This window comes from Rhizobium sp. NXC14 (assembly GCF_002117485.1).
Classification (GTDB): domain Bacteria; phylum Pseudomonadota; class Alphaproteobacteria; order Rhizobiales; family Rhizobiaceae; genus Rhizobium.
Genome location: NZ_CP021030.1, coordinates 3,323,983 through 3,349,448, shown reverse-complemented (window position 1 = coordinate 3,349,448; position 25,466 = coordinate 3,323,983). Strand labels below are relative to the sequence as shown.

Annotated in this window: 21 protein-coding genes; 6 read left to right on the top strand and 15 right to left on the bottom strand. The window is 60.1% G+C overall.

Features of this window, described 5'->3' with window-relative positions; genetic code table 11:
• Window positions 1-15 precede the first annotated feature (15 nt).
• Together NXC14_RS16460 and NXC14_RS16455 are read right to left on the bottom strand one after the other, a co-directional pair.
• Window positions 16-1,290 (bottom strand): alpha/beta hydrolase, encoded by a 1,275-nt coding sequence (locus NXC14_RS16460; RefSeq protein WP_085779048.1) that lies wholly within the window; start codon window positions 1,288-1,290, stop codon window positions 16-18.
• A 178-nt stretch (window positions 1,291-1,468) separates the two neighbouring features.
• On the bottom strand, window positions 1,469-3,265 hold the full coding sequence (locus tag NXC14_RS16455; protein ID WP_085779047.1) for a hypothetical protein: 1,797 nt from the start codon (window positions 3,263-3,265) through the stop codon (window positions 1,469-1,471).
• Window positions 3,266-3,525: 260 nt separating this feature from the next.
• On the opposite strand from NXC14_RS16455, the gene NXC14_RS16450 reads away from it, so the two are divergent.
• Both NXC14_RS16450 and NXC14_RS16445 read left to right on the top strand, forming a co-directional pair.
• A complete protein-coding gene (locus NXC14_RS16450) occupies window positions 3,526-3,990 on the top strand; it encodes a hypothetical protein (RefSeq protein WP_085779046.1) in 465 nt (154 codons plus the stop codon).
• Between the two features lie 35 nt (window positions 3,991-4,025).
• Complete coding sequence (locus tag NXC14_RS16445) at window positions 4,026-4,553, top strand: CYTH domain-containing protein (protein WP_085779045.1); 528 nt, start codon at window positions 4,026-4,028, stop codon at window positions 4,551-4,553.
• Here NXC14_RS16445 and NXC14_RS16440 read toward each other — a convergent pair.
• The 3 genes from NXC14_RS16440 to NXC14_RS16430 all read right to left on the bottom strand — a co-directional run bounded on the left by NXC14_RS16440 (window position 4,516) and on the right by NXC14_RS16430 (window position 7,279).
• Complete coding sequence (locus NXC14_RS16440; RefSeq protein WP_085780155.1) at window positions 4,516-5,454, bottom strand: DUF2950 family protein; 939 nt, start codon at window positions 5,452-5,454, stop codon at window positions 4,516-4,518. The two genes, NXC14_RS16445 and NXC14_RS16440, sit on opposite strands and share 38 nt — an antisense overlap.
• Before the next feature lie 28 nt (window positions 5,455-5,482).
• Window positions 5,483-6,847, bottom strand: a complete 1,365-nt coding sequence (locus NXC14_RS16435) for a DUF3300 domain-containing protein (RefSeq protein ID WP_245362161.1) — start codon at window positions 6,845-6,847, stop codon at window positions 5,483-5,485.
• 117 nt (window positions 6,848-6,964) lie between these two features.
• Window positions 6,965-7,279, bottom strand: a complete 315-nt coding sequence (locus tag NXC14_RS16430) for a hypothetical protein (protein WP_085779043.1) — start codon at window positions 7,277-7,279, stop codon at window positions 6,965-6,967.
• A 566-nt stretch (window positions 7,280-7,845) separates the two neighbouring features.
• Between NXC14_RS16430 and NXC14_RS16425 the strand changes: the two genes are divergently transcribed.
• The 3 genes from NXC14_RS16425 to NXC14_RS16415 are packed head-to-tail and all read left to right on the top strand — an operon-like array spanning window position 7,846 to window position 11,608.
• Complete coding sequence (locus tag NXC14_RS16425; protein WP_085779042.1) at window positions 7,846-9,567, top strand: SulP family inorganic anion transporter; 1,722 nt, start codon at window positions 7,846-7,848, stop codon at window positions 9,565-9,567.
• A 17-nt stretch (window positions 9,568-9,584) separates the two neighbouring features.
• Window positions 9,585-10,427 (top strand): polyphosphate kinase 2, encoded by an 843-nt coding sequence (ppk2, locus tag NXC14_RS16420; RefSeq protein ID WP_085779041.1) that lies wholly within the window; start codon window positions 9,585-9,587, stop codon window positions 10,425-10,427.
• Between the two features lie 38 nt (window positions 10,428-10,465).
• A complete protein-coding gene (locus NXC14_RS16415; RefSeq protein ID WP_085779040.1) occupies window positions 10,466-11,608 on the top strand; it encodes an AI-2E family transporter in 1,143 nt (380 codons plus the stop codon).
• A 15-nt stretch (window positions 11,609-11,623) separates the two neighbouring features.
• On the opposite strand, the gene NXC14_RS16410 is transcribed toward NXC14_RS16415, so the two are convergent.
• Window positions 11,624-11,860, bottom strand: a complete 237-nt coding sequence (locus NXC14_RS16410) for a hypothetical protein (RefSeq protein WP_085779039.1) — start codon at window positions 11,858-11,860, stop codon at window positions 11,624-11,626.
• 281 nt (window positions 11,861-12,141) lie between these two features.
• Here NXC14_RS16410 and NXC14_RS16405 point away from each other — a divergent pair, with 281 nt between their 5' ends.
• Window positions 12,142-13,917, top strand: a complete 1,776-nt coding sequence (locus NXC14_RS16405) for a hypothetical protein (protein ID WP_085779038.1) — start codon at window positions 12,142-12,144, stop codon at window positions 13,915-13,917.
• Window positions 13,918-13,922: 5 nt separating this feature from the next.
• On the opposite strand, the gene NXC14_RS16400 is transcribed toward NXC14_RS16405, so the two are convergent.
• The 9 genes from NXC14_RS16400 to NXC14_RS16360 all read right to left on the bottom strand — a co-directional run bounded on the left by NXC14_RS16400 (window position 13,923) and on the right by NXC14_RS16360 (window position 25,372).
• On the bottom strand, window positions 13,923-14,885 hold the full coding sequence (locus tag NXC14_RS16400) for a hypothetical protein (protein WP_085779037.1): 963 nt from the start codon (window positions 14,883-14,885) through the stop codon (window positions 13,923-13,925).
• A 165-nt stretch (window positions 14,886-15,050) separates the two neighbouring features.
• The gene (locus NXC14_RS16395; RefSeq protein ID WP_085779036.1) at window positions 15,051-15,356 is read right to left on the bottom strand and encodes a potassium channel family protein; all 306 of its coding nucleotides are present in this window, start codon (window positions 15,354-15,356) and stop codon (window positions 15,051-15,053) included.
• 150 nt (window positions 15,357-15,506) lie between these two features.
• On the bottom strand, window positions 15,507-16,601 hold the full coding sequence (gene cax, locus NXC14_RS16390) for a calcium/proton exchanger (RefSeq protein ID WP_085780154.1): 1,095 nt from the start codon (window positions 16,599-16,601) through the stop codon (window positions 15,507-15,509).
• A gap of 104 nt (window positions 16,602-16,705) precedes the next feature.
• Window positions 16,706-17,632 carry an amino acid ABC transporter substrate-binding protein gene (locus NXC14_RS16385; protein WP_085779035.1) on the bottom strand — a complete coding sequence of 309 codons (927 nt, stop codon included), beginning with the start codon at window positions 17,630-17,632 and terminating at the stop codon, window positions 16,706-16,708.
• Between the two features lie 16 nt (window positions 17,633-17,648).
• Entirely contained in the window at window positions 17,649-19,007 is a 1,359-nt protein-coding gene (gene potE / locus NXC14_RS16380; RefSeq protein WP_085779034.1) for a putrescine-ornithine antiporter, read from the bottom strand.
• Between the two features lie 124 nt (window positions 19,008-19,131).
• Entirely contained in the window at window positions 19,132-21,495 is a 2,364-nt protein-coding gene (gene speC, locus NXC14_RS16375; protein ID WP_085779033.1) for an ornithine decarboxylase, read from the bottom strand.
• Window positions 21,492-23,753, bottom strand: coding sequence for an Orn/Lys/Arg decarboxylase N-terminal domain-containing protein (locus NXC14_RS16370; RefSeq protein WP_085779032.1), 2,262 nt, complete (start codon window positions 23,751-23,753; stop codon window positions 21,492-21,494). Before NXC14_RS16370 ends, speC begins: the two co-directional genes overlap by 4 nt.
• 162 nt (window positions 23,754-23,915) lie before the next feature.
• Complete coding sequence (locus NXC14_RS16365; RefSeq protein WP_085779031.1) at window positions 23,916-24,842, bottom strand: cation transporter; 927 nt, start codon at window positions 24,840-24,842, stop codon at window positions 23,916-23,918.
• 182 nt (window positions 24,843-25,024) lie between these two features.
• Window positions 25,025-25,372, bottom strand: coding sequence for a hypothetical protein (locus NXC14_RS16360; RefSeq protein ID WP_085780153.1), 348 nt, complete (start codon window positions 25,370-25,372; stop codon window positions 25,025-25,027).
• Window positions 25,373-25,466: the final 94 nt, after the last annotated feature.

Below are 25,466 nucleotides of genomic sequence, written 5' to 3'. Positions count from 1 at the left end.
ATCGAATACGGCGCCCTATGGCCGGCATTCCGTCCTGAACGCATTGCCACATGCCGGTTTCGACTTGCCGCCGGGCCCGGCAACCGCGCTGACATCGGCGGCATAGGCGTCGCGTGTGTCCTGATCGACGACGGCGGCAGGCGCCGCCAGTACCAGGCCCGCAGCACTGCCCGCGGCGGCCGCCGTTTCAGTCGTCGCCGCAAGAATTCTCTCGCCGAGGCCGACGCGGCTGTCGGTCAGCGTCTGTCCTTCCGAAATCCGGGCGCCGATCAGCTGGACGATCGCGGGCGAGGCTGCGAATTTGGCGTGGTTGAGCCGGTCGCTGGTCTTCACCTTCGTCAGGTCGATGACATTGATGTCGTATTCCTCGAGCTCCTGCTTGTAAGGCGCCTGTTCCGGATCGATTGAGCCGAGACGGGCGACATCGCCCCAGACCCTTCGGGAGACGGCGAGCGCCTTATCATCACGCGATACGAAGAGGGTGAATTGGGGATGCTGCTTTCCCATGTCGGCGATCTGCTGGCGGAACACGTCGACATCGACGTCGGGAGCCGCGAGCATGACATTCTTGAATTTCGCTGGCAGGCGGCCATTGCGGATCGCCATCTGCCGCAGGCCTTCCATGGCAAGCCAATTGCCCATCGAATGGGCAAGGATCGAGACTTCCTTGATCTCCGGATCATGGTAGAGATACTGAAACAGCTTCTCCAGCGCATTGCGGGTGTAATTGGTACTCTCCCGATCATAACCATAGGCGAGCAGCCGGCCGCGCGAGGGCCACGTCACCAGCACCGGCGCGCTGTGCACGCCGGAATCATGAACGATCTGGGCAAAACGGTAGACGGAGTCCTCGAAGCGCGTGTTGTAGCCGTGGATGAAGACGAAAACGCTCCTGTCGGGGCTTTTACGCACGCTGGCGCTGAGCCAGGCCTTTGCGGCGTCGACATCCAACTCCGTTGCCTTGAGCGTCGCAAAATCGGTCTTGGGGTTGGACGGCAACTTCTTCGGCCAGGCGACTTCACCGGCTTTGCGGCCAGGCGGAATCGATACGGTGATATCGGCAAAGGTGGGCTGGCGGGCGCGCTCGCCGCTGAACATCTCTCCGGGAACAGGCGAGCGGCTGCGCGTCGTGGCGACCAGCATGTCGACGCGATCGGCGCGAGGAGCAGTCTCTGCGACCGGGGTCAGCACGCCTTTCGGATGCCCACCGCAGCCTGACAGGCACATCATTGCAACGCAGATCAGAAGCCGTCGCAGCGTCTGCCGAAAAGCGGCCTGACTGCCGCGCATGTTGCTTATGTTCACACTGCTCCCCACCCTGACGCATGCTGCCGGATCGACCCGGTCCTGCATGGAAGAGATTGGGCCAAAGACGAAGCCGCAGGCATGTATGATCCTGTATGTTACAGGTAACAGCACCCTGCGCTTCGTTTGGCCGATGGCGAGGACAGCCGGTCGCACACCGCCGTCAATTCGCCGGCCGGTCGTTTGGAACGGGCAGGCCGGCAGCCTCCAATCCGGCAAAAAAACGTTCCTGGTCCTCGATCCTTGCCAGCCGCCGGACGACCTCACGCCGGACATTAAGGATCAAGGCGGGCGATCGGGCCTCGATCCAGTCGATTTGCTCCTTTGCCTCCGCCGATTTTCCGAGGGTGCCGAGGATCGAAAGCAGGACGAGGCGATGCATCGGATTGTAGTTGAGGTCCGACATGCGGGACCATAATTCGGCAGCCTGGGTATCGCCCCGCATGAAGGCACAAAGCGCCATCCCAACTTCATAATACCCTTGCGGTCCCGCATTCTTGCTGACCGCCTGCGAAATCAGCTCGCAGCCCCTTTCCCAATTCCCCGACATTGCCAGGCGCAGGCCGTATTCGCCGGCAACTTCCGTGTCGTTCGAATTGCTGGCGTAGGCCGCTTCACCGGCTCGGAGGGCCTCGGTCGGGTCATTGCCGAAAAAATTGGCAAGCATCAACGCCTGCAGAGCTCGGGCATTCTTCGGATCGAGCCGCACGGCTCGTTCGGCTAGCTCCTTGGCAGTTGCCAGCGTGGCAGCGGTCGGTTTCGTGTCCAGCTGATATGGAAAGCGGAATTCGTCGAGATAGGTGAGCGAAAGAAAAGCCGCGATATTGGAATCATCGGGCATCTTTTCGGCAGCATGCTTCAGGCATGATTTTGCCGTTTCCTGCGCCTGCGGGGTCATTTCGCTCCGGTAGCTGTAGTAGGACAGGATGCAGGAAAACGCGTCTGCGTTTCCTGCGATGCTGGCGGTGTCCGCCTGAAATATCACGCCGAACGGGCGCGCAACTGCCGTCGCAATGTCCTCGGCAAGACTTGCCTGCGTTTGCAGGAGACCCTGGACTTTCATGTCGGCGTCGTAATTATTGGCCCAGATGACGGTCCCATCGCCTCGCCGCACAAGCCTGGCCGTCGAGCGCAGCGTTTCGCCTTCCAGCCTGATACTGCCCTGCAAGGCATAGATCGGTTGCGACGACAACTGACCATCGCGATTGCGCGGCAGAACGGCGGCGACGATGATATCGTTGAAGGGAACCAGTTTCTCGATGATGTCGTCGGTGATGCCCTGGGAGATGTCGGATGCTACCCCGCTGCCGGAGGCGCTTTCGAAGCGCTCGACGACGATGATTGGGCGGCCGACAGCTCCGGACGGCATCTCTTTCCCGGTATCGAACAGCCTCACATGCTGAAGCGCCGCGGCAGCGGCGGCAAACACGACCACCGCGCCTGCGGCAAGCCAATATCGGGGCCATGACACACGCCGGTCCGCCTTGTCCCGGCGGCGCCCATCCGCTGCCGGAGGGACCTGCTGCGTATAGTCTGGGGAGGGCCGCAGCTCAGCGGACTGTCCCATTTGCAGCCTTTCTGCAGGCTCGGCTCCTCGCCTTACCTCGAAGATGGGCGCATAGCCGCCTCTGGGAATTGTGATGATAACCCGGTCGCTGGCTCCGGCGGTCAGGTAATAATGTTCCAGTTCCCTGCGCAGTCGTCCTGCTTCGATACGGACACACGGATCCTGCTGAGCATCGAAACTTGCATCTCGGCCGAAAACGGCCTGTGCGATGGTAAATGCCTTCAGGTAGTCGCGATGGCCGGCAAGCGTCTCGGTCACCACGAATTCAAGGAATCTTCCTGCCCGCTCCGGAAGACGAAACTCCGGACTGGACAGAATACGCTCAAGTTGCTGCTGCACCTCTTCGGGTGAAGAAATGTCGCTGCCTGCCCTGTCAGCGCCTGCATTTTGCATCGGCTCCCCCAAGACTCCGATTGCGATCAACCTGCAGTATTAGCCATCGACGATAGACCCGAGTCGGCATAACGGCAATGCGATTTGCAAGAATGTGCTAATTAAGGATCACCTTAGTCGATGGTCGCCAATAGCCAATGCAGGCCAGTATAACCCGTATCAGCGTAGGATACCGTATCCTACCGGCGCGGACATGTATTTTACTGCCATCGTCACTCCGTGCGCTCTATCATCGCCTAAACATTCTGGAGGAGGCGACGATGACATCACCCGAAGCGTCCACATCATCCATGACGAGCGCCGAGGACTTGCGCAAACGCGCTTTGGAACTACAGCTTCTGGAAATCGAGCGCAGCGAAAAGATCAAGTCGCGCGAAGCGAAGAAGCATGCTGACTTCGTCGAGGATTTCTTCCGCAAGCAGATCGGAGAAGCGGAACGCGCTGTCATCAAACGCCTCGTGATGAAGGCGGCCGCGGACGGCAAATACGAGGCGCTGATCTACAGCTTTCCATCGACGTTCTGCACGGACAGCGGCCGGGCCATCAACAATAACCTTCCTGGGTGGCAGAAGACGTTACAGGGAAAGGCGAAGGAACTGCATGGACTGTTCGAGGAGGTCGCCAAGCCGCAAGGCTACGGGCTCAAGGCGATGATCATCAATTTCCCCGACGGCATGCCCGGCGACGTCGGCTTCTTCCTCACCTGGGAACCCCCCGTCGAGTAACGGCAAAGAGCAGGCGTGAGCAAGGAAATATCCTATTGAAAGCGATAGAGATCGAGCGAAAGTTCCTGGTCCGGGACGACAGTTGGCGCGCTTGCGCCGACGAGCCGCACGTTCTGCAGCAGGCCTATCTCTGCCTCGATCAGAACTGCATACGCGTCCGCCTGATCGACGGGCATTCCGCGCGCCTGACGATCAAATTCCGCTCGCCAGGCCTCGCTCGCGAGGAATTTGAGTATGACATTCCGGTCGAGGAGGCACGCGACCTCCTGCTCCATGCAGGTCATGTCCTTGAAAAGACGCGATACCGCGTCCTGCATGACGGCCGGAGCTGGGAGGTGGACGTATTCGCCGGCGCTTACCAGGGATTAACGCTCGCCGAAATCGAAATGGCGAGCGAGAATGACCGGTTCAATCTGCCGCAATGGCTGGGGCGCGAGGTCACGGGCGAGAAGCGATACTCAAACCGCGCCATGGCAGCTGCTCCCCGTACTCAGCTGGCGGCGCAGGGCACTGCTGGCTGGCCTCTCAATCCTTTACCACAGTCCAGCTTGCGTCCGGATTGAAATTCTTGATCGCCGCGGCACGCTCTTCCGTTGTCGGACCCAGATCGCGCTGGTAGATGACGCTCATCCCGTTGACCATGAACGTCTGCACGCCGGTGACCCTGTATTTGACCGGCCAGGCGATCAGTGCAAAGCCGCCGGTCATATAGCCGTTGATGATATAACTTTGCTTGCCGCCAAGCACGTTGTCGCCCTGGGATGTCAGAATGCGGTAGCGATATCCGTAATAGCCCTCGCCGCGTTTGGCGGCTCCGAAAGCGGCCGTTTCGACCAGCGCGCTTGCCGGGCTTTCCTCGGGGTATACGCTGGGATCCCAGTAAAGACCATCGAGCTTGCCGGGGCTGCTGATCAATTTCTTCGCGAACTCGTAGATGCCGTCGCCGTCACGATCCTCGGATGCGAACCAGTACTGGGCAGCCACATATTCACGCATGGTATCGATGGTGGCGAGCTCGTTCTCGCCGACGCGGCGATTGATGATTTCTTCAAGGCCACGCTGAGTATCGAAGAACCATTTGCCATCCTTGTCTTCGGTCAGCGGAAACGGCAGCGGCCAAAGCCGATCGCCGATCGCAGCGACCTTCAGATTGCCGAGATCCTTCAGAACCACTTGGCGCTCTGCGCCCTCGCGGATCAATCCGTATGCGATCATCGCCTCGTTGCTTGAACGGAGCTTGTCGGCGTTGAGGCCCAGCAAGGCGGCAAGATCGTCGATGTTGTTGGAAGCCAGCACCGACTTCAGTTTGTCGATCGCAAGCTGCGCACTGTCGAACTTGGGCGAGGACGTCGCCGCCTTGTAGGCGGAGAGATCCGCCTGCGCCAGTGAGAGCGTCGGCGTTGCCGAAAAAGTGCAGAGCGCTGCTGCGAACATGAGCGAAATTACAGTCGATTGGCGTCTCATGATGTCACTCCCTGAGCTGAAACAGGTGTTACCGCCGTCCACCGCCGCCACGGCCACCGCCGCCACGACCACCGCCACCGCCACCGCGGCCACCGCCGCCGCCTGGTGGGCGGCGATACTGAGGTGGACGGGCCGAAGGACGCTGGCCCATGCTCTGCGAGCCGCGGTGTGAGGAGACGGCCTCCCGGCGACCCGACTGCGGGTTGCCGAGAGCGCTTGGCTGGCGTCCGCGATTGTCTGGTCTCGCAGCCATTTGCGGCTTGTTGGCTTTCTTGACGGATTTCTGGGCCGGTTTGGCCGGGCGATTGGCGGCCTTCTGAGGACGGGCTTCGGGCCGGGAGGCGGCCTGCCGATTGCTCGCCGCCGGTCGATTGGCGGCGGGCTTGGCCTTCAAACCTTGCGCCGTGTTTCTGCGGATGTCTTCAGCGCGTGCGGCGTTACCGCGATTGCCGGGCCTCTGGCTTGCCTGGATATCGTTGGCCCTGTTGCGCAGCTGGTTGCGATTGTCGCTCTGGAGACTGGATTTGATCGACGACCGGTCCAGCTTCGAAAACTGGTCCTTGCCTATACTCAGTTTGCTGCGATCGACATTGCTCCAGTCGACGTCGTTAAGCTTGAGCTTCCCATTGAAATTGCGGTCGTTCAGGCAATTGTTGCAGTCGATGTCGATATCGCCGCCGTCCCAACGGCCGCCCCAGACGCCCCAGTCGTCCCAGTTGACGATGGCCGCCCACGTCAACCCGGTTACCGCAGCCGCAAAAAACCCCGCCCCGGGGTAATAGTAGCTGTCGTAATAATCCGGATAGTAGGAGATAGGCTCCGAGGCATAACCCGGTTCGTAGAGCATTTCCGGTGGATATTGCGGGATATAGATCTTCTCGGGATCGGTCGGCCGGATGATGATATTCTCGTTCTCGGTAACGACGGTCACCTTGTCATCCGTCTTGATGATGTTCTTTTCCACCGCTTCGTCGCGAAGCTGCTGGATGGCAATCAGAACATCCTTTTGCTGATTGGTGAGCGCATCCGCCAGCGATTGCGTCCAGTCGAGGTCCTCGCTCATCATCTTGACGATGTCGGGATAGTTGAGCAGCGAAATGACGCTGCCGTCCCAATCGCTCTTCGGCTTGAGATCGGAATTCTTCTTTTTTGCCTCCAGGAAACGCTGTGCCTCGATGATCTGCAGCGGAAAGAGCGAGGCAGCCGAAATTGCTGCGACCAACTCGTCTGGATAAAGGGCAATGCGCGCCACGAGCACTTCCAGTTCATCGTCCGACAGAAGCGCCGAAGCAGGCTGTTCGGCAGCAGTCTGTGTCGGCGCGGCCGCTGGTGCAGGCGCCTGGGCGCGCGCGGGCAAGGCCGGCTGCAGCGCGATGATCGCGACAGCCGACAATCCAGCAATGACTTGGCCGGCGATGAGTTGGCCAAGTGGGAATCGGCCCCCAAACACTTTGCAGGAAATGGCTTTCATCGCATCGACCTCCCTTGGATCAGACAATGACGGATGCCTTTATGAAGACTTCGGAGCGATGAGAGGCGGTCGCCCCAGCACGACGACTTTCGATTGGGCGATTGCCTCCCCCATCTCTTTCAGCAGAGCCTCGACCAGTCCCGCATATTCTTGCCGCCGCGCCTCGCGAACCGCCTCCGGCAGACCTTCGACATGGGCCAGAGCCTGGGCGGCGGCCGCGAGATCCTCACACATGCTGTGAAAGGCCTCGTTAACGTAGAAAAGCCGCTGTACAAGCCGCGTCTGGTTGGGAAAATAAGTCTCGGCCGTCTCAAGGGCGGATAGATATGTCGAACCTTTATCTCCCGACGCCATCTCCGCCCCCGCCGCCGACTGCGCTCAGCAGATGTCAAAACTATACAACAGCCGCACCCGTGGCTGACGTAAAATACGCGATCCTCTACGGTAGCCGGCTTTTGAGTCACCGGGGGAATTCGAGGCTACGGCCGAATGGCAGGAATCTAGACGATCGAGTCGCGCCGCTCCTCAGGCGCTGACGATCACCGCAAGGGCCTGGCGGCTAGCGATCCGATAGAGATTACACGATGCTACGAGCCTCCACGCCGAAACGGGCCTAATATCGACCGTTGATAGAGATAAAGGGTGAGCCAGACCGGTCGGAAGGAGCGGCCGTGTTTCGACTATCTTGCCTTGAGCCTCCCTGTTTTCGTCGTCACCATCCTTGTCTGAGACGTGATGGCGATCGGCGTTCAGATCTGATTGCTAACGTATCAAACCACCCTCATCAGCACGCCGCGAACGCTGCCAAACGGGCGGTTTCAATTCGCGGTCTTGCGATTTGGCTATCGTAGTTGACGCCACCGTGCGGCCAAGCAGCGCGATGATCGGGAAGAACAACGGTAAGAGCATAGGAGCCAGCGGTGATAGGTAGCATTCCGATGTTGCGAGGCCTGAGCGGTTTCAGCTGGGATTGGCTTCGCAGCGATATCCCGGCCGGGCTGTCGGTCGCTGCCGTCGGCCTGCCAAGCGCCATCGCCTACCCGGCGATCGCCGGTCTGCCGCCGGAAACCGGCATCTATGCCAGCATTCTTGCGCCGATTGCTTATGCGATTTTCGGGCCGTCGCGGTTGCTGATCGTCGGGCCGGATGCCGCGACGATGACGGTGCTTGCCGCTGCCATGGGCGCCATCATCGCGGCCTTGCATGCCGGTACCGCTGTCGATCGGGTCGCGATCGCTTCGGCGCTTGCCATCGGTGTCGGCCTCTTCTGCATCGCTGCGAAACTATTGAGGCTCGGCGTTCTCGCAAGCTTCCTGTCCCGGCCAATTCTGGTCGGGTTTTTCGCCGGGGTGTCGCTTTCGATCCTGGTCGGACAGATCGGCCGCTTCACCGGAGTTAAGATCGAATCCGACGGGCTGATCGCGCCGCTCGTCGAAATGCTCGCCAAGAGCGGCCTGATCCATTGGCCTTCGCTCATCCTCGGCCTTGCGATGTTTGCGCTGCTATGGATCGTCCGGGCGCTGCACTTGAAGGTTCCCGGCCCGGTTCTCGTCGTAGTGGTGTCTGTCGTTCTGTCGGCCATCTTCGATTTCCGCGGGCAGGGCATCGCCGTGGTCGGCGACTTGCCAAGCGGCCTGCCGGCCCTCTCCCTGCCCGCGTTTCATCAGATGCCTCTCGACAAGATCGTGCTCGGTTCAGCCGCGATTTTTCTCGTCAGCTTCGGTGCGGGCATAGTGGCGGCGCGCAGCTTCGGCTCGCGCACCGGCGAGGAAGTCGATGCAAACCAGGAATTGATCGGACTTGGCGCCGCCAATATCGCACCTGGTCTTTTCGGTTCGTTTCCGATTAGCGTGTCGGATTCCCGCACAGCCATAAACCTGTCGACGGGAGGTGTCTCTCAACTTGCAGGTCTGGTCTCTGCCGCGACGCTGGTTGCGGCGCTGGTCTTCCTGAATGATGCGCTGCGCATTCTCCCGATCCCGGCGCTGGCGGCCATCCTTGCAACGGCGGCGATCAGCCTCATCGATGTCGATGAACTCAGGAAGATCTGGCGCATCAGCCGCATCGAATTCATCTTCGCGCTGATCGCGATGTGGGGCGCGATCAGCTTCGGCGTCCTCAATGGGGTGATTGTCGCTATCGCGGCGACCTTCGCCTATCTCCTGCGTCAGACCATGTTTCCGCGCGACGGCCTTCTTGGCCGCATCGAAGGGCGGCACGGCTTCTTCGATCTGCAGCGCTTTCCGGAAGCCCGTCCCATCGATGGCGCGGCCGTCTTTGCAGTCCAGGGCAGCATCCTGTTCTACAACGCCGATTATGTGCGCTTGCGCATAATTTCGGTGATAAAGGGGCTGGCCGCCGAGACCAGATGCCTGGTCCTCGATGCAAGCGCCATCACATATATCGACAGCACCGGGGCAACCGCGCTCGAGGCCGTGGCTGAACTGCTTGCCAAACGCAACATCATCTTCGCGATTGCCGATCTCAGCGATGAAAGCCGCGCCATTCTTACCCGCGCCGGGGTCATCGAGACGATCGGCGCCGACAATCTCTTCAACGGCAGGGAAGAAGCCTTGCGGGCGCTGATCGGCGATATCCCCCAGCCCGACCGCACCGTTCAGGCCAGCAATATATCTCAGTGACAGAAGGAGGGAGAGCCATGGACGAAAATTATGAGCCGAGAGAGGCCGACGCAGAGCCAACCCGCAGCGGCAAGGATAAAAATAAAAAGAAATCTTGGGATTATGAGAAGGAGATCAACCGGCTGCAGGTGGAACTGGCGCATCTTCAGGCCTGGGTGAAAAAGTCGGGCGCAAGGATCGTCATCATCTTCGAGGGGCGGGACGCCGCCGGCAAGGGCGGCATGATCAAGCGGATAACGGAGAGGGTCAGTCCTCGGGTTTTCCGCGTCGTGGCGCTGCCCGCGCCCACCGACCGCGAGAAGTCGCAGATCTACATGCAGCGTTATATCGCTCATCTGCCGGCGGCCGGTGAAATCGTGATATTCGATCGCAGCTGGTATAACCGGGCCGGCGTCGACCGTGTCATGGGCTTCACCAGCGAGAAGAAGGCGCAGCGCTTTCTCGAGCTTGCCCCTCGCTTCGAAGCGGCGATCGTCGAGAGCGGCGTCATTCTGCTCAAATATTTCCTGACGGTCAGCGAGGAGGAACAGGAGCGCCGCTTCAGGCGCCGGATCGACGATCCCCTGCGGCAATGGAAGCTCAGCCCGATGGATGTCGAATCCTACCAGCGCTGGTGGGATTATACGCGCGCCTATGACGATATGCTGCGGATGACCGACTCCAAACACGCTCCGTGGTGGATCGTGCCTTCCGACGACAAGAAGCGCGCCCGGATCAACTGCATCTCGCACATCCTGCAGTCCATTCCTTATGAACGGCTGAAGTTCGACGAGCCCGACCTGGGCAAACGGCAAAAACGGCCGGCCGATTTCACTGAGGATCGCAGCGTCCGCCATGTCGTGCCTGACATGACATCGTAGGGCATGACGGTCCGGCCTGTAACCCGACGGATGCGACGATGGAGCAGACAGCCGATACGACAACGCAAGGGACCGGCGCAGGTCAGATTTCGATAGAGGCGAGAGTAAGCGATCTCGTCCGTCTGGGCATTATCGGCCTTTTCGCTTATTGGACGATGACGCTGATTGCTCCTTTCGCGCTTATTCTCATCTGGGCCGCCATCCTCGCCGTCGCTCTCTTTCCGATGTTTGCGACGCTCTCGCGGCTGATCGGAAACCGGCCGGTGATCGCCGCCATCGTCATCGTCGCCGGTTGCCTCGTCCTGATCATCGCGCCGCTCGCCCTTGTCGCGGTCAATTTCGCCGACACCGCAGAGGCGTTGATCGGCAAGTTACGAACGGGAGAATTTACCCTGCCGGCAGCGCCTGACGCCATCAGGGATTGGCCGGTTGTCGGTGAGCGGCTCCATGACATTTGGAACCGCCTTGCCGGCGATCTGGCTTCGACGATCATCAAGTTTCAGGCGCCCATCCGTGAGGTCATGGGCGCAGTGGTCACAAAGCTTGCCTCGATCGGCGGCGGTGTATTGAGTTTCGTCGTCTCTATAATGCTCTCCGGCCTGTTCCTCACCCAGTCAACGCGCCTGGCGGCAGCGATACAGATTCTGGCAAGCCGGGTCGCGGGCGACAAGGGCGTCGGTTTCGCCCGGCTGTCGGGAACCACGGTCCGGAATGTCTCACGCGGTGTCATCGGTGTGGCTTTCCTGCAGACTCTGCTTTGCGGATTGTGTTTTGCCATCTTCGACGTTCCAGCGCGTGGAGCGCTCACCTTCGTCGTCTTCATCCTGTGCGTCATGCAACTCGGGCCAGCGCTGGTGCTCCTTCCCCTCGTCATCTGGGCGTGGTTCTCCTGGTCATTCGCCAGTGCCTTTGCCTTTACCTGCCTCGCCGTGCCGATCTCGATCGTCGACAACATCCTGAAACCCATCCTGATGGCGAGAGGCCTCTCGACTCCCATGCCCGTCATCCTGATCGGCGTGATCGGCGGCACTCTGTCCCACGGGCTGCTGGGGCTTTTTCTGGGGCCGGTAGTGCTCAGCGTCTTCTACGAGCTGCTGAGAGCCTGGGCCTGGCCTGCGGCAATGACGGAAGGATCAGAACATGATCGCGCGCCGGCCCTTGAGGTCGAGCGCGCCGGATAGTCTTCTTCGGCGTATCTACCTGCTGGTACAGTAGACCACGACCTCCTGCTCTATGTCGCGACAGAGCTCCTCATATTCCGCAATGAGCCTGTCTTCTCTCGGGCTCTGGGTCCGGAACCGATCCAGCGCATCGACTGCAAGATCGTAGGCCTCGAACAGTTCTCCGAGGGTCTCGTTGGTTATGTCCGCCAGCAGATGGCGGATATCCGGAAGCCGCAACATCAGTTTTCTGCGGCCGCGTTCTTGGCTCATGAACTAGCTCCGCATTGGTACCGCGTCCTGCAATTGGTACGAAGTCACAAAGGTGCCGGATTGTTCCCGAGGTAACATTGACTGTATCAGACCGGAAGACAACATTGCCAGATTAGTTCGGTACCGGACAATCGGCGCCGCTCATCCGCGCCAAGAACGGTCCGCGCCCAAATTTGTGGCGTTCTGCGCGAATCCCAAAGCAAAACTTGCAACCAAGGGCAGGCGCGGTATGATGTATTAGAACGGGCTTAGATAATTGCGTGACTTGTCGTGGGGCGATCATGAGGTACGCAAAAGTCAATGTTTTGGGCAGTCTCGAGCCGACGGTTGATGAAATCTGCCGTCAGGTCGAACGAATTCTCGCAAGCGAGGAATTTCATGCGCCGAAGCGGGGGCGGGATTTCCTCGAGTTCGTCGTCAACGAGACGCTCGCCGGCCGATCGGGGTTCCTGAAAGCTTTTACGATCGCGAATGTTGTTTTTGGCCGCGAGGCTTCATTTGACCCGCAGAATGATCCTGTCGTCCGGATCGAGGCCGGTCGGATCAGAAAGGCGCTCGAGCGTTATTACCTCGTCGCAGGCCGCACGGACGAGGTCGTCATTACCGTGCCGAAAGGCGGATATGTGCCGCATTTCGAATATGCCCAGGAAGTCCCGCCTCCGTCTTCGATAAATCCGGAAGAACCTCAGGCTGCAGAGCTCAACGTCCATGACAGCCCTCGTAGCACGATGCGTGCTCCGACGCTGTCGGCAGCTCGAGGCTTCGGGATCGTCATATCAGTGGGGTTTGGGGTCTTCGCCTTGGCCCTTGCAATTGCGCTGTCTGTTTGGAACGGGCGACCGACTGCGACGCTGCCGCTGGCGAGCGCCCATCCGAAGGTGCTCGTCGAATTCTTTTCCGAAAGCGGCTCCGCCGGCGCCGGTTCGGACATCGCTCGCGGCCTGAGGGACGATGTAATCGGTCAGCTTGCCCGGATCGACGACATCATCGTCGTTGCCGATCCGCTACGCGGCGGGCGGGCCGCCGTTGCCGACTACTCGCTCCACGGCAATGTCCAGCTCGACAAAAGCAGGTTGCGCGCCTCAGCGAGGCTCGTGCGCCAATCGGATGGCGCGGTCATCTGGGCCAGAAATTTCGATGCCGATCTTCAAGCCGAGAACAAGCTCGTCATCCAAGCCAACATCTCCCGGCAGATTTCCACCGCTATCGCGCATCCTAATGGCGCCATCCTTCAAACCGAGACGGATAAGATCGTCGGACCAGCGCAGAATGGCGACCAGGATGACTATGCCTGCACGCGCGCCTATTACAGCTACCGTCAGGCCATGACCGCGCAAAGCCACGCTGCCGCACTGGAATGCCTCCGGCAGGCGACACAGCGTTTCCCCGATAACGTTGCTTCCTGGACATTGCTTTCCATGGTCTATCTTGATGAGGTGCGGTTTCGCTACAAGCTCAGCACCCCCTCTTCGGTTCGATCGCTCGAAATGGCAAACGCTGCGGTGGAGAGGGCGGCATCACTCGCGCCCGGCGATCCCCGGGTTCTGCAGGCGCTGATGTTGGTGGGCTTCTTCCAGGGAGATGTCGACAAGGCGCTGAAGGCTGGCACGGCGGCCTACGCCGCCAATCCCGGCGACGTCGAAGTCGCGGGCGAATATGGCTATCGACTGGCGCTTTCCGGAAAATGGCAGTCAGGCTGCGAACTACTCTCGATCGCCCTCAACAGAGGCGTCGGTCCCAGCGGATATTATGAAGCCGGCATGGCGCTCTGTGCATTCATCAAAGGCGATCTCGAACAGGCGGAGCGCTGGTCGCGAAAATCCGATCTCGGCTCGAACCCTGTCCATCGTCTCGTCCTGCTATCCATTCTCGGGGCCGCCGGCAAGACCGAGGAAGCCGAAGCGGAAAAGCGCTGGCTTTATACCCATGCGCCGGCATTGATGGTCAATATCCGCGAGGAAGTTTCGCTGCGCTTGCAACGGCCTGAAGATCAGGAGCGCTTGCTGAACGGATTGCGTGCCTCGGGGCTTGATATCGACGCCACCGCGGCAAGATAAGGCGCTTATCGATCAGGCGGTGTGGTGCTCTGCTTGCGGCTTTCCGAAATTTCCAGAGCGATTTGCATGGCGATCTCGTCCTCGATATCGAGAATGGTTCGGCCTTGGAGCTCGCGATCATATCGATTTGCCCATATGACCGTGCCGTCGGCGCCATTGATCAGGCGGACATGCAGATGAAGGGCCGATCCCTCGATAACCACGCTTCCCTGCAGATTGAACTGTGGAACGATCGGTTGGGCACCCGGCCGATCGGGCCCGAGCACGACAAGATTTTCCGCTTTCATCAGCTTCGTCAGCAGCTGGTCTGCTAAGCCTTTCGCAAAATTTAAGCCTTCGGAGCTGCCGCCGAGAGCCGCGAAGGGCTCGACGACGATGCTGGCCTTGCTTGCAAGCGTCGACGCGGCGGGCGCCGGCGGCGCCTTTGGCCTTGAAAAATAATCTTCCAACGGGCGGATGACAGCCAGAATCGCGATCACGCCCAAGAGCGCCGGTAGGCCAATCGGCAGCAGAAGATCGCGATAGGCGATCGGCCGATCAAGACCGCCCTGCTTGTTTCCGGGGTTTTGCGAATTCATTCCAACAACGCCGGAATTCGCGGTGCCATTGGTGCTTGAAAAATGCGGCGAATAGCCTCCTTTGGGGATGGTTATCCCGATCGGATCGCTTCTTCCGCTGACGAGGTAATATCGCTCGAGCGCGCGGCGAATCCGCCCCGCCTCGATGCGCACGACCGGGTCATTCTGCGCATCGAACGAGGCGTCGCGCCCGAAAACCGCCTGCGCAATCGTATAGGCCTTGAGCTGTTCGCCGCGTCCTTCCAGCATCTCCTCGACGATATATTGCAGGAAACGCCTCCCACGCTCGGGAGCATGAAATTCGGGACTGGCGAGGATGCGATCGAGCTGCTCGCGAACGGCTGCGGGATCGTAATGTGCGGGGCTGGTTCTTCCCTCATCCGATACCATCGAGCCCTCCCGCGACGCTACCTGTTGCCTTATACACCCGCTGATGGCTCTGGACTTCCGTAGCAATACGTAACTGAGCGGCACTCCCGGGCGCGTCTTGCGCAATGATTGAGAACTAAGTCCGGCCGCCGGCGACGCCGTTGCAATAGCGCAGCAGAGCAGGAATCAAGGCTCCTGGTCGTCCGCATTCAGAGCTTTCACCGTAACGGCCGCGACGACGCCGGTCAGCACGATGCCCGCAAAGCCGATCACCAGCGCCAAAATCCGCGACGTAATATGTTTGGGGGTAAAATCGCCGTAGCCGATCGTCAGGCCGGTGACGAAAGTGAAATACATCGCTTCGTCAATGCGCCAGTTTTCGATACGCCAGATTGCAAGCCCGGATCCGACCATCAGGGAGACGATCCCTGACACGATTGGCCAGATCACACGAAGCTGCGTTGCGAGCGCGATGAAAAACAGGCGCCGCATCCGTCTATGGCTCGACTTTCGGCCAGCTCTTACCGACACCTTCCGGCCTTCCTGCAGTTGGATCAGGGCATTGGTCAGACTTACGCAGCATTATCGCCGGCAACCGAGCCTCACGTCGATCTCGCGCATTTGCCAAGCCATTATGCGGCCTCAAGAGCCCCGATCGGGCAAAACATACAAAGTCGTGGCGAAGATCATGTAAACCATCAGCACCAATATGCCGACGAACCACGCTGAACGCCCGCTGTTGGTGACGAACATCGCCGTCATGGTCGCCAGCAAAACCATGACGACCACGCCCGGAGAAAACTGCAGATCCATCGGCGTCGGCCCGATGACGTAGCTCAACAGCACCAGCACGGGCGCCACGAAAAGGGCTATCTGCGAGGCGCTTCCAAGCGCTATGCCCACGCTCAGGTCGAGGCGGTTCTTGCGTGCACCGGAAAATGCCGAAGCCATTTCGGCTGCGCCGCCCACCAGTGCTACGACGATGAAACCGACAAAGGCGGACGTCATTCCAAAAACCTTGGCAGCCTCCTGCACCGACTCGACGAAGATTTCGCTGACCAGGGCGACCAGTATCGTCACACCGGCGAGTGTGGTCAGCGCCACCCCGATCGGCCACGGGGTTTCGTCGGTCTCGGCGTGCTCGGCGGCAGCAAAAAACTCCCGATGCGTCTTGAGGGTGAACAGCAGTCCCAGCGCGTATCCGACGATAAGCAGGACCGCCAAGCCTAAGCTGAGCTTGTTGATCACTTCCGTAGCCGAGGTCGAATCCATTGACGCAACCGCCGATGGCATCAGCAGGCCGATCGTGGCGAGGAAGAGCAGACCGGCCTGAAGACGCGCATTGGCTCGGTTGAATTCCTGGCTGTGATGTTTGAGGCCGCCGAGCAAAAACGATGCCCCCAGCATGAACAAGGTGTTGGTGACGATCGCACCGGCAACCGATGATTTTACCAGCGTATATTGGCCTGCACTTAAGGCCGTCAGCGCGATGACGAGCTCCGTCAGATTGCCAAGCGTGGCATTGAGCAGCCCGCCAGCGGCGTCGCCGGTTTTCGCCGCAACGGATTCGGTAGCGTGACTGAGGAGCCCAGCCAGGGGTATCACGGCAAGCACCGACAGGATGAAGAGCACCGTATGAGCCTCGGGGGCAACGCCCGCAGCGACGAAGACCACCGGCACCGCGGCGAGCAGCCACAGCATGGGATTGTGACGGATTTCTTTCCAGAGAAGACTCACCCCGTCGCTCCCGTTCAGTTGCTTCAGCCGTTCAGCGGGTTTGCAGATCAATATGGCCCGCTCCGGAGCACGCCACGTGTTTGGCGGCTCGATCCGTCGCAGTGCTATTCCGGCAGCGCTGTTTGCTGGAAAAATGTCACGGTCCCTTCGTCCGGCGGCCCGAACCAGGTTGTGAAGAATGTCCGGAAATCCGGCCCGGCATAGGCCTGGCTGAGCGCGCGATCGACGGCAAGGCGGAAGTCCTCATCGCCGCGCGCGAGCTCAAGGCCGAGCGGTTCGTAGGTGAAATGGCGCTGCAGGACGATCAGATTGCCGGAATTGTCACTGCGGGCGGCGGCATCCATCAGGATCGGCATGTCGCCGAAGAGCACCGCCGAACTGCCATCTACGACGCGCTCGATCCCCTGCTGGTAATTGTCGACCGGCGCAGCCGTCGCAGCGAGTTGAAAAGTCTTGATCCTGTCGCTTAGCCAGCCTTCGCTCGTCGTGCCGGCAATTGAGGAGAAGGTCTTGTGCTCGAGGATCGTGCGCGCCGGTGAACCGCGCCAGACGGGGCGGGTCGAAGGTTCGCCATACTGCAGCACTTCCCGCAAGGCCAGCGGCGAGCTGGCGCTCAGGAGCGCGCCGGTGCCGCTCGGGAAGATCGGGATGGAAAACGACACCTGCTGCCGGCGCGTCAATGTCACCGGCTCCGCACCGCAGACAATATCAGCGGTACCGCTCTCTATCGCTCGTGTCTTGACGTCGCCTGAAAGCGAAACCCATTCGACATCGAGCTTCGGCAGGTTCAGCTGTGCCCTCAGGCTATCGGCAATCTTGTTGCAGAGGGCGACGGCATAGCCATCCGGCCGTCCCTGTTCGCCATTGAACGAAAAGGGCCTCGCATCCGGATCGTAGCCGAGCTTCAGCGCGCTGCTTGTTCTGACGCGATCGAGCGTCTGAGCCTGCGTGGGCGTGCTGAGGGCAAACAAAGCCGTTGCGGCGAGGGCAGAGGCTGTGATACCCGCCCACCGAGCATTTTCTCGTGACATGTCTGATCCTCCTCTGTTACTCGGCCGGAAGCCGGTTCGTGCCGCTGGCGAAACGCGGGGCGATCAAGCCGTAGATGATGAAGCCGATGCCTGTGACGATCATGCCGCCGAGCACCGCATCCTTTCCGGAGGCATAGATGGCGAAGAGGCTGTAGGCCATCCCGACCAGGGCGATGGTCGCATTCAGCCGGTATTTCGGCTGTGGCACGCGGGCAGCCTTCATCATGACGAACAGCGACGAAAGCGCGATGATATAGGGCAGTACGTTGGTGACGACGGCGAGGTTGACGAGCGCTGAGAACTGTTCGCTCAAAGTCGGCGATATGGTCATTAAGGCAAGGCATGTCTGCACGATGCCAAGAATGATCATGCCGGCCATGGGAGCCCCCATCTCGTTCACCCGCGAGAATATGGATGGGAACATTCTCTCATCGGCGGCGGTTTTCGCCGTCTGCGCGATCGTAAACTGCCATCCGAGTAGCGAGCCCAGGCATGCCAGCACGGCAAGCGCCATGACGATGGAGCCAATGGTGGAATTGAACATGGTGGCATAGGCGAGTGCGAAAGGTCCCGTTGAGGTAGCAAGATCCGCATTCGGCACGATGCCTTGAATGACCGTCGTCGACAGGATGTAGATGACGGCGGCGCCCAGCGTGCCGAACATGCAGGCGAGCGGTACGTCACGCTTGGGATTTTCGACGGCATCGGAATTCTGCGCCGCGGACTCCATGCCGAGGAAAGCCCAGAGGGTAAGCGAGATGCTCGATCCCATTCCCTGCCCAAGTGTCAAGCCTTGCGGGTTCCAGGCGGCGGCGAAGGTACTGGAGCTGAACCAGAGCCAGCCGAGGATCGACAGCAGGCCGACGGGAAGGATGACGCCCCAGACAGTGACCGAGCCGATGCGGCCGGTAATGCGCGGTCCACCGAAATTGGCGGCCGTGGTCAGCCACAAGAGCACGATCAGCGCCAGGCAGGTCATGATCGGCGTCGAGGTCAGCACCGGAAAGAAACCGGCAAAGTACCCGACGGCCGAGATGCCGATCGCCACATTGCCGACGGCAAGCGACAGGAAATACAGGAAGAACACCATGAAGTAGCCGTCCTTCCCATAGGCATCCTCCGCATAGGCGGACATGCCACCGGGGCGCTGGTTGAACAGCCCGGCCTGGGCGAAGCCATAGGCGATCGCCATCGAGCCGATGGCGGTCACGAGCCAGGAGAGCAGCGAGATCGCCCCGACCTGCGCCATATTGGCAGGCAGCATAATGATCCCCGACCCCATCATGTTGACGGCGACGATAAAGGTGAGCTGCACCAGGTTCATCTTTTTCTTGGTTGTGGCCTCGGCCGCAAGATGCATCGTGTTGTCGGTCATGACGAAATCCTCCCTAAAGCGCGTTGCGATCCTGCAGGTTGGCTTGGCTCACGCTTTAACTCTCTGTTTTCACACATGTCGTTTCCGCAAAAACCGCTTCGCACTTTTCATGACTGCTCCAGCCCTACTCGCGCACGACATATGTGTGGAACTTGATCCGCCCATCGATCCGCTCCTGGAACACGCCTTGGACCTCGTAATTGAAGCCGGGGAAGCGGTTGAAGGATTCTTCGAAGGCGAGGAAATAGTCCCGCATCGGCCGCGCCCTCTCGTCCCAGCGTTCTCCAGGCACGATCACGCCGATACCGGGCGGATAGATCAGCGCCAAGGTTGCCGAGATGCGGCCGGCGGCTTCCGTCAGCGGCACATAGTCGACATTGTTGGCGACGAGTGCCTCATAGGCCTGTTTGGGTGCGATTGCCGGTTCCGGGAAGCTTTCGGAGCGGAAGCACAGGCGCTGCAGCTCCTTGACACCCGCGTCGCGATAGAAGGAATGCATCTCCCTGCAGACCTGGCGGACGCTGTAGCCGGCATAACGCTCGCGATTGGCCGCAAAGACGGTCGGCAGCACTTCTGGCAAGGGTGCGTCGCGATCCCACAGGTTTTTGAACTTGACGAGCTTGGCGACCAGCGTGTTCAGCTTGCTCTCGTCTTCAGCCGGCGTCAGCAAAAAGAGCAGGCTGTTCAAGTCGCATTTTTCCGCCACGACCCGCTGCTCGCGCAGATAGTTGGCGACGACGGTCGCCGGAATGCCGAACTCGCGATATTCGCCGGTCTTCCGGTCGATGCCGGGTGTCAGTATTGCAAGCTTGTTGGGGTCGACCATGGTGTAGCCGGGCGCGTAACCTGAATAACCGTGCCAGCTCGCCTCTGGATCGAACCGCCAGCATTGCTGCTCGCGTTTCAGCACCTCCGTCGGGACATCTTCCCACTTGGCGGCGGCAAGATCGCCGGTGTGCTTCGAGCGCGAAACCGTCACCCTGTCCGGCACGAAAGGATCGAAGAACCACTGCTCTTCCGGGTGCGCGGCCTTGGTTTCGTAATGCTCCACGAAACCGCGCAGCTTCTTGCGAACCTCGATCCCGAGTTCGATGCAGCGGTCCCAGAGCATCTCGCCAGCCTTGCCCTCATGCACCTTGGCATTGACATCGAGCGAGGCGAACAGCGGGTAGAAGGGAGACGTCGACACATGCATCAGCAGCGATTCATTGAAGCGCTTATGTTCGACGAAGCGGCGCTGGCCGCTGATATGTTCGTCGCGTTTGTGGATCTGCGATGCCTGCGAGAAGCCGGCGCCCTGCTTGTGCACCGATTGCGTGGAGAACAGCCCGGGCATGTCAGCCCTGAGATCCTTGAGACGCATCGGGCTGTGCCCCTCGAAGAGCGGGTGGAAGGCGTTGTAGCCGATCCAGGCCTCGTCCCAGAGGACGTAGTCGCAGAGATGGCCGAGCTTCTCCATCACTTGGGCGACATTGTAGATCGTGCCGTCATAGGTCGCGAGCTGGATGCAGGCCAGACGGAATGGCCTCTCCGCCTGCGCACGGCTCTTGTCCGTGACGAGCGGGTGTTCCTCGATCTTTTGCCGTAGCCAGGCTTCGTCCCAGGCTGCCCAGTCGACAGCGCCGATCATGCCGAAGGAATTGCGGGCGGTCGGCAGAAAAATCGGGATCGCCCCGGCCTGTACGAGGGCGCCCTGGTGCAGCGACTTGTGATTGTTGCGATCGAAGAGCACGAGATCGCCGCTACGCAACACTGCGTTCGCCACCACCTTGTTGGAGGTGCTCGTACCGTTCAGGATGAAATAGGTGCGGTCGGCGCCGAAGACGCGCGCGGCCGCTTTCTGAGCTTCGACGGCTGGCCCTTCATGGATGAGCAGATCGCCGAGGTCCACATCTGCATTGCAGAGGTCGTTGCGGAAAATGCTTTCGCCGAAATATTTGAAGAAGAGCTGGCCGGCCGGTGACTTTCGATAGAACTGGCCGCCCTGGTGCCCTGGGCAATCGAAGGCGATATTGGCTTCCCCATCATAGGCCATCATGCCGCCGAAGAATGGCGGGAGCAGCGATTTGCCGTAGTTGATGGCGCTGGACACGATCTGCTTGGCATAGAAGACTGGTGTCTGCTGACCGAGATAGACGAACCCATCCACTTCGCCAGCCATTTCCACGACATCCATATCCGCGATGGTCAGCGTATCGGCCATCGCCCAGATCGGCGTGCGAAAACCGATCTCCCTGACGCAGCGAAGGAAGCTGCGTGCCGAGAGCAGCCGCCCGTCCTCGACCGAGCCGATATAAGCGCCGACGTCGGCATCCTCGGATACATCGGCTGAATAGTCGCCCCGCACTTCCACCTCGAAGCCCTGGGCGGTGATCTGCGCCACGAGCTCCTGCGCCTGGGGATTGTCGCGGTCGACGACGGCGACGATTTTCAGCAGCTTGTGGAACGGTATGGCGACCGTTGGAGACTTCACATCGCGCGGGATCATTCTGGCGCCTCCTCTGCAATGCAATCGACGAGATAGCGGCGTCCGCCGTCGCCGGGAGCGAAGCGAAGACCATGGATATCGGTTTCGAAACCGGGGAACTTGCGATCGAAATCGCGGGCGTAGAGCAGGTAATCCTGAATCGATTTCGTCGATTGGGTGATCCTCTCGCCGGGCATGATCAGCGGAATTCCCGGCGGATAGGGAACGATCATCACGGCGAGGATGCGGTTCATGAGATTGTTAATCTCGACGCTCTCGATCCTGCCTTTGACCAGCCGGTCATAGGCGTCCGCCGGACGCAATGCCATTTCGGGCAGGACAGTGTACATCTCGCGCTGCGCCTTCGGGACGTCATCTTTGCGGTAGATCGCATGGATCTGCGCGCAGAGATCCTTCAACCCCATGCCGGCATAGGCTTCCTGATGCGCGGCGGCGAGCGCGGGCAGCGCTCGCGTCAACGGCGCGTTGGCATCATAGAGATCCTTGAAATTGAGGAGCTCAGTGATCAGCGTGCTCCATTTGCCGCGGGTAATACCCATCGAGAAAAGCACGAGGAAGGAATAGAGACCGGTTTTCTCGATCTCAATGCGCCGCGACGACAGGAACTTGGTGATAACGGCAGCCGGTATGCCGTGCTCATCCATCACTCCGCTCGCCGACAGGCCCGGCGACAGGATTGTGACCTTGATCGGGTCGACCATGACATGGTTTTCGGCAAGGCCGGCAAAACCATGCCAGGCATCATCCGGCTTCAGGACCCAATCGGCACGGGTATCGCTCGGCGTCTGTCCGGCAGCCGTCGGCTCCCAGACGTCAAACCACCAGGTGCCTTCCGTCTGTTTCCTCACCGCGTTCATCGCCCGGCGGAAGCTGATCGCCTCATCGATCGTCTCCTGCACCAGGGCGCGGCCGGCTGGCTGTTCCATCATGGCGGCCGCGACATCGCAGGAGGCGATGATGCCATATTGCGGCGAGGTCGAGGTATGCATCATGAAGGCTTCGTTGAAGCGGGTGATGTCGAGACGCTTGGTCTCGGCATGCTGGATATGGATCATCGATGCCTGGGAAAGGGCGGCCAGCAGCTTGTGCGTCGAGTGCGTGGCAAAGGTGATGGCGTTCTTCGACCGTGCCGGCTGGTTTGACGATATCCCGTGGAAACCGTCGTAGAATTCGTGGAAGTTGCCATAGGCGTACCAGGCTTCGTCGAAATGCAGCACCTCCACCGCGTCGCCGAGCGACGCCTTGATCGCATCGACATTGTAGCAGAGGCCATCATAGGTCGAGTTGGTGATGACCATCAGCCGGACTTTGCCGCTGGTCTGTCCGGCAAAAGGGCTGGCGGCGATCTTGCCGGCGATGGCTTCAGGCGTGAACTGATCCTTGGAAATCGGACCGATGATGCCGAGCCCGTTGCGCGACGGCGTCAGATAAATTGGCGTGGCGCCCGTCATGATGAGGGAATGCAGGATTGATTTGTGACAGTTACGGTCGCACAGGACGAGATCGCCGCGCCCGACCATGCCGTGCCAGATGATCTTGTTGGCAGTCGACGTGCCGCCGACGACGAAGAGGGTTTTATCGGTGCCGAAGATGCGCGCGGCATTGCGCTCGCCCTCGGCGATTGGCCCGACATGATCGAGAAGCGAACCGATGCTGCCGACCGATACGGAAATATCCGATCGCAGCGTATTTTCGCCGAAGAACGTGTAGAAGAGCTGGCCCACCGGACTCTTGCGAAACGCAATGCCGCCGCCATGGCCGGGCGTATGCCATGAATAAGCGCCTTCCAGCGTATAATCCATCAACGCCTTGAACATCGGCGGCGGTAGCCGGTCGAGATAGTTGCGGGCAGCCTGCGCGATGGCGCGCGCCATGAATTCGGCCGAATCCTCGAACAGCCGAAAGAAGGCATTGGCATGGCGCAATACCGGCGTCGGCACGTCTTCCGCCGTCGTGTCGTCGCCGAAGAGGAAGATCGGCAGGCGGTCGTTCCTCTGCCGCTTCGCGGCGAGCACCTCTCCCAGCACCTGCCAGCGCGTTGTCTTGTCTTCGGTGCCGTCGACGGAGACCAGCCAGCAGGACTCTGTGTTGAAGACATGGACGAGACGGCGGGCATCTTCATAGGAAACGCCGGAAACGATCCGGAACCCTTCCCTTTCGATGGCGGCAGCGAGGTCGCGCATACCGCGTCCGGCAGCGCTCTTGCCGTCAAAATCCTCGTCGATAACGGCTATCGGAAATGCCATCTGGAATTCCATGCGTTCCTCCAGAACCGGACGTCAAAGGCTGCGGCCGCCATGCAGCCCGCGTGCATCTCAGGTTGGAGGATCGTACATGACGGGTCGTGCAGCGTCCTTGATTGCAATCAAGGTGACCCGAAGCATTTCGACGTCGTCGGGGGAACTTGGATTTTGATTAGGCTATTCGGCCCACTCCGCATCGGCGGTGAAGGCGATCGTCAGCCAGCGATTGGCGCTTTCGTCGCCGATCGCGTTCCCTATCTCGTCGCGGAGCGCGTCCCACTCCTCCACGGTCTTTGCAGGAAGCCCTTGAGGGACGATGAAATAAAGTTCGATCTGCATCGCGCGGCCGACCCGGGCAACATAGGAGCGGTGGTAGAGGAAGCCGAGGCGGCGGACCGTTTCCGAGGCGACACGATCGACGTGCTCCTGGAGGTCGACAGGGGCGATCAGCAGGATCTCCGTCAACGACCTCCAAACGACGCCAATCGGAAGCGGAATCATGATGAGGCAAACCAGCGCCAGAACCGCCGGGTCCATATAGCTAGCAAGCCAGGCAGCCGGGGTCGCCTGCACGGCCATGCCAATTAGGAATGCAATGAGCAGGGCAAGCGCAATGCCGCCCGACATGATCCAGGCCTTGATGTCGAGCGAGATGAAATCGGATTTGGTGTGGGCATTCACTCTGACGCCGAGGAAGGCCATGGCGGCGCAAACGAGCAGGGTCGCCGCAGAATAGGCGATCGCCACGCCGAAGCGCAGTTCGTGACCGCCGTTTAAGATGCTGATGATCGCGCTGATCAGCGCATAGATGCCAACCGTCATCAACAGGCAGCCGTTGAGCATCAGCACGATGGGCTCGAGATGCCAGAATCCCATGGTGAAGCGGTTCCGGATTCTGCCGGATCGAGCGTCGCTCTGCGTCGACTTCAGGATCAGGCTGGAAACCCAGAGCGCCAGTCCGGTCATCGCCGCATCAGCCAGCGAATAAACGCCGTCGAAGGCGATCGAGAAGGAGCCGGAAAAAATGCCGAAGACGACGCCAAGCGTGGCGACCACGACGGTCGCTGCAATCGATGTCCGGAGAAACCCTTGCTCGCTTAACACTTGCCCCGCCTCGACATCCGCAGCCCCAATACTCAATCTAAGCATCGGCCCGAAAACCGGAAGCGATTTTCGAGCCGAGCGCTAGTACTTACGCTGGTCGCTGAGGCGCGGTTTGAAACGGTGGGGTCGACAAGGAGGCCGTGTGGCCTGCTGCAGCCTGAAGTTAGCCTGGCGGAGACCGGTCATTTTGTGTAGAAAGTCATGTTGCCATTGCGGGCCCGCGAAACCCATTCGATGTCGTTCGCAGTGAGTTTCTTCGTCTTGAGCTGCGCTACGAGCCATTTGTTCGAGCGAATCGCGTCTCTTATGGCTTTGACATGCTCTTCGCTTCCCGGTGTAGGATGTGAGCCGGTCTCTGAAAAATCTGCAACTCGATAACTGACGATCGTGAATCGCCTGTCGTGGTAAGCTCGCACCGCGTCAGGCAGGTTCTCGCTCCAGTTCATCCTCCGATATTCACGTCGAGTCTGTTGAGCCTCGACCGGCGCAATCCCAGCGGCGGCAGTTACTACGGCAAGTCCAATTATCATGGCCATCTTCATCACTCTAACTCCCGAGGACTGATTGATGTTCGGTTGCGGAAGATAGCTCATGCGCAGGAGCTCGGCATTGAGTAGGATCAAT

Coding starts and splice junctions, on each gene's coding strand:
- NXC14_RS16460 (WP_085779048.1), bottom strand. CDS start 1,290: ATGCGCGGCAGTCAGGCCGCTTTTCGGCAGACGCTGCGACGGCTTCTG.
- ppk2 (WP_085779041.1), top strand. CDS start 9,585: ATGGACGAAAATTATGAGCCGAGAGAGGCCGACGCAGAGCCAACCCGC.
- NXC14_RS16430 (WP_085779043.1), bottom strand. CDS start 7,279: ATGGCGTCGGGAGATAAAGGTTCGACATATCTATCCGCCCTTGAGACG.
- NXC14_RS16400 (WP_085779037.1), bottom strand. CDS start 14,885: ATGGTATCGGATGAGGGAAGAACCAGCCCCGCACATTACGATCCCGCA.
- NXC14_RS16455 (WP_085779047.1), bottom strand. CDS start 3,265: ATGCAAAATGCAGGCGCTGACAGGGCAGGCAGCGACATTTCTTCACCC.
- potE (WP_085779034.1), bottom strand. CDS start 19,007: ATGACCGACAACACGATGCATCTTGCGGCCGAGGCCACAACCAAGAAA.
- NXC14_RS16360 (WP_085780153.1), bottom strand. CDS start 25,372: ATGATAATTGGACTTGCCGTAGTAACTGCCGCCGCTGGGATTGCGCCG.
- NXC14_RS16450 (WP_085779046.1), top strand. CDS start 3,526: ATGACATCACCCGAAGCGTCCACATCATCCATGACGAGCGCCGAGGAC.
- NXC14_RS16415 (WP_085779040.1), top strand. CDS start 10,466: ATGGAGCAGACAGCCGATACGACAACGCAAGGGACCGGCGCAGGTCAG.
- NXC14_RS16410 (WP_085779039.1), bottom strand. CDS start 11,860: ATGAGCCAAGAACGCGGCCGCAGAAAACTGATGTTGCGGCTTCCGGAT.
- NXC14_RS16440 (WP_085780155.1), bottom strand. CDS start 5,454: ATGAGACGCCAATCGACTGTAATTTCGCTCATGTTCGCAGCAGCGCTC.
- NXC14_RS16405 (WP_085779038.1), top strand. CDS start 12,142: ATGAGGTACGCAAAAGTCAATGTTTTGGGCAGTCTCGAGCCGACGGTT.
- NXC14_RS16385 (WP_085779035.1), bottom strand. CDS start 17,632: ATGTCACGAGAAAATGCTCGGTGGGCGGGTATCACAGCCTCTGCCCTC.
- NXC14_RS16395 (WP_085779036.1), bottom strand. CDS start 15,356: ATGCGGCGCCTGTTTTTCATCGCGCTCGCAACGCAGCTTCGTGTGATC.
- speC (WP_085779033.1), bottom strand. CDS start 21,495: ATGATCCCGCGCGATGTGAAGTCTCCAACGGTCGCCATACCGTTCCAC.
- NXC14_RS16370 (WP_085779032.1), bottom strand. CDS start 23,753: ATGGAATTCCAGATGGCATTTCCGATAGCCGTTATCGACGAGGATTTT.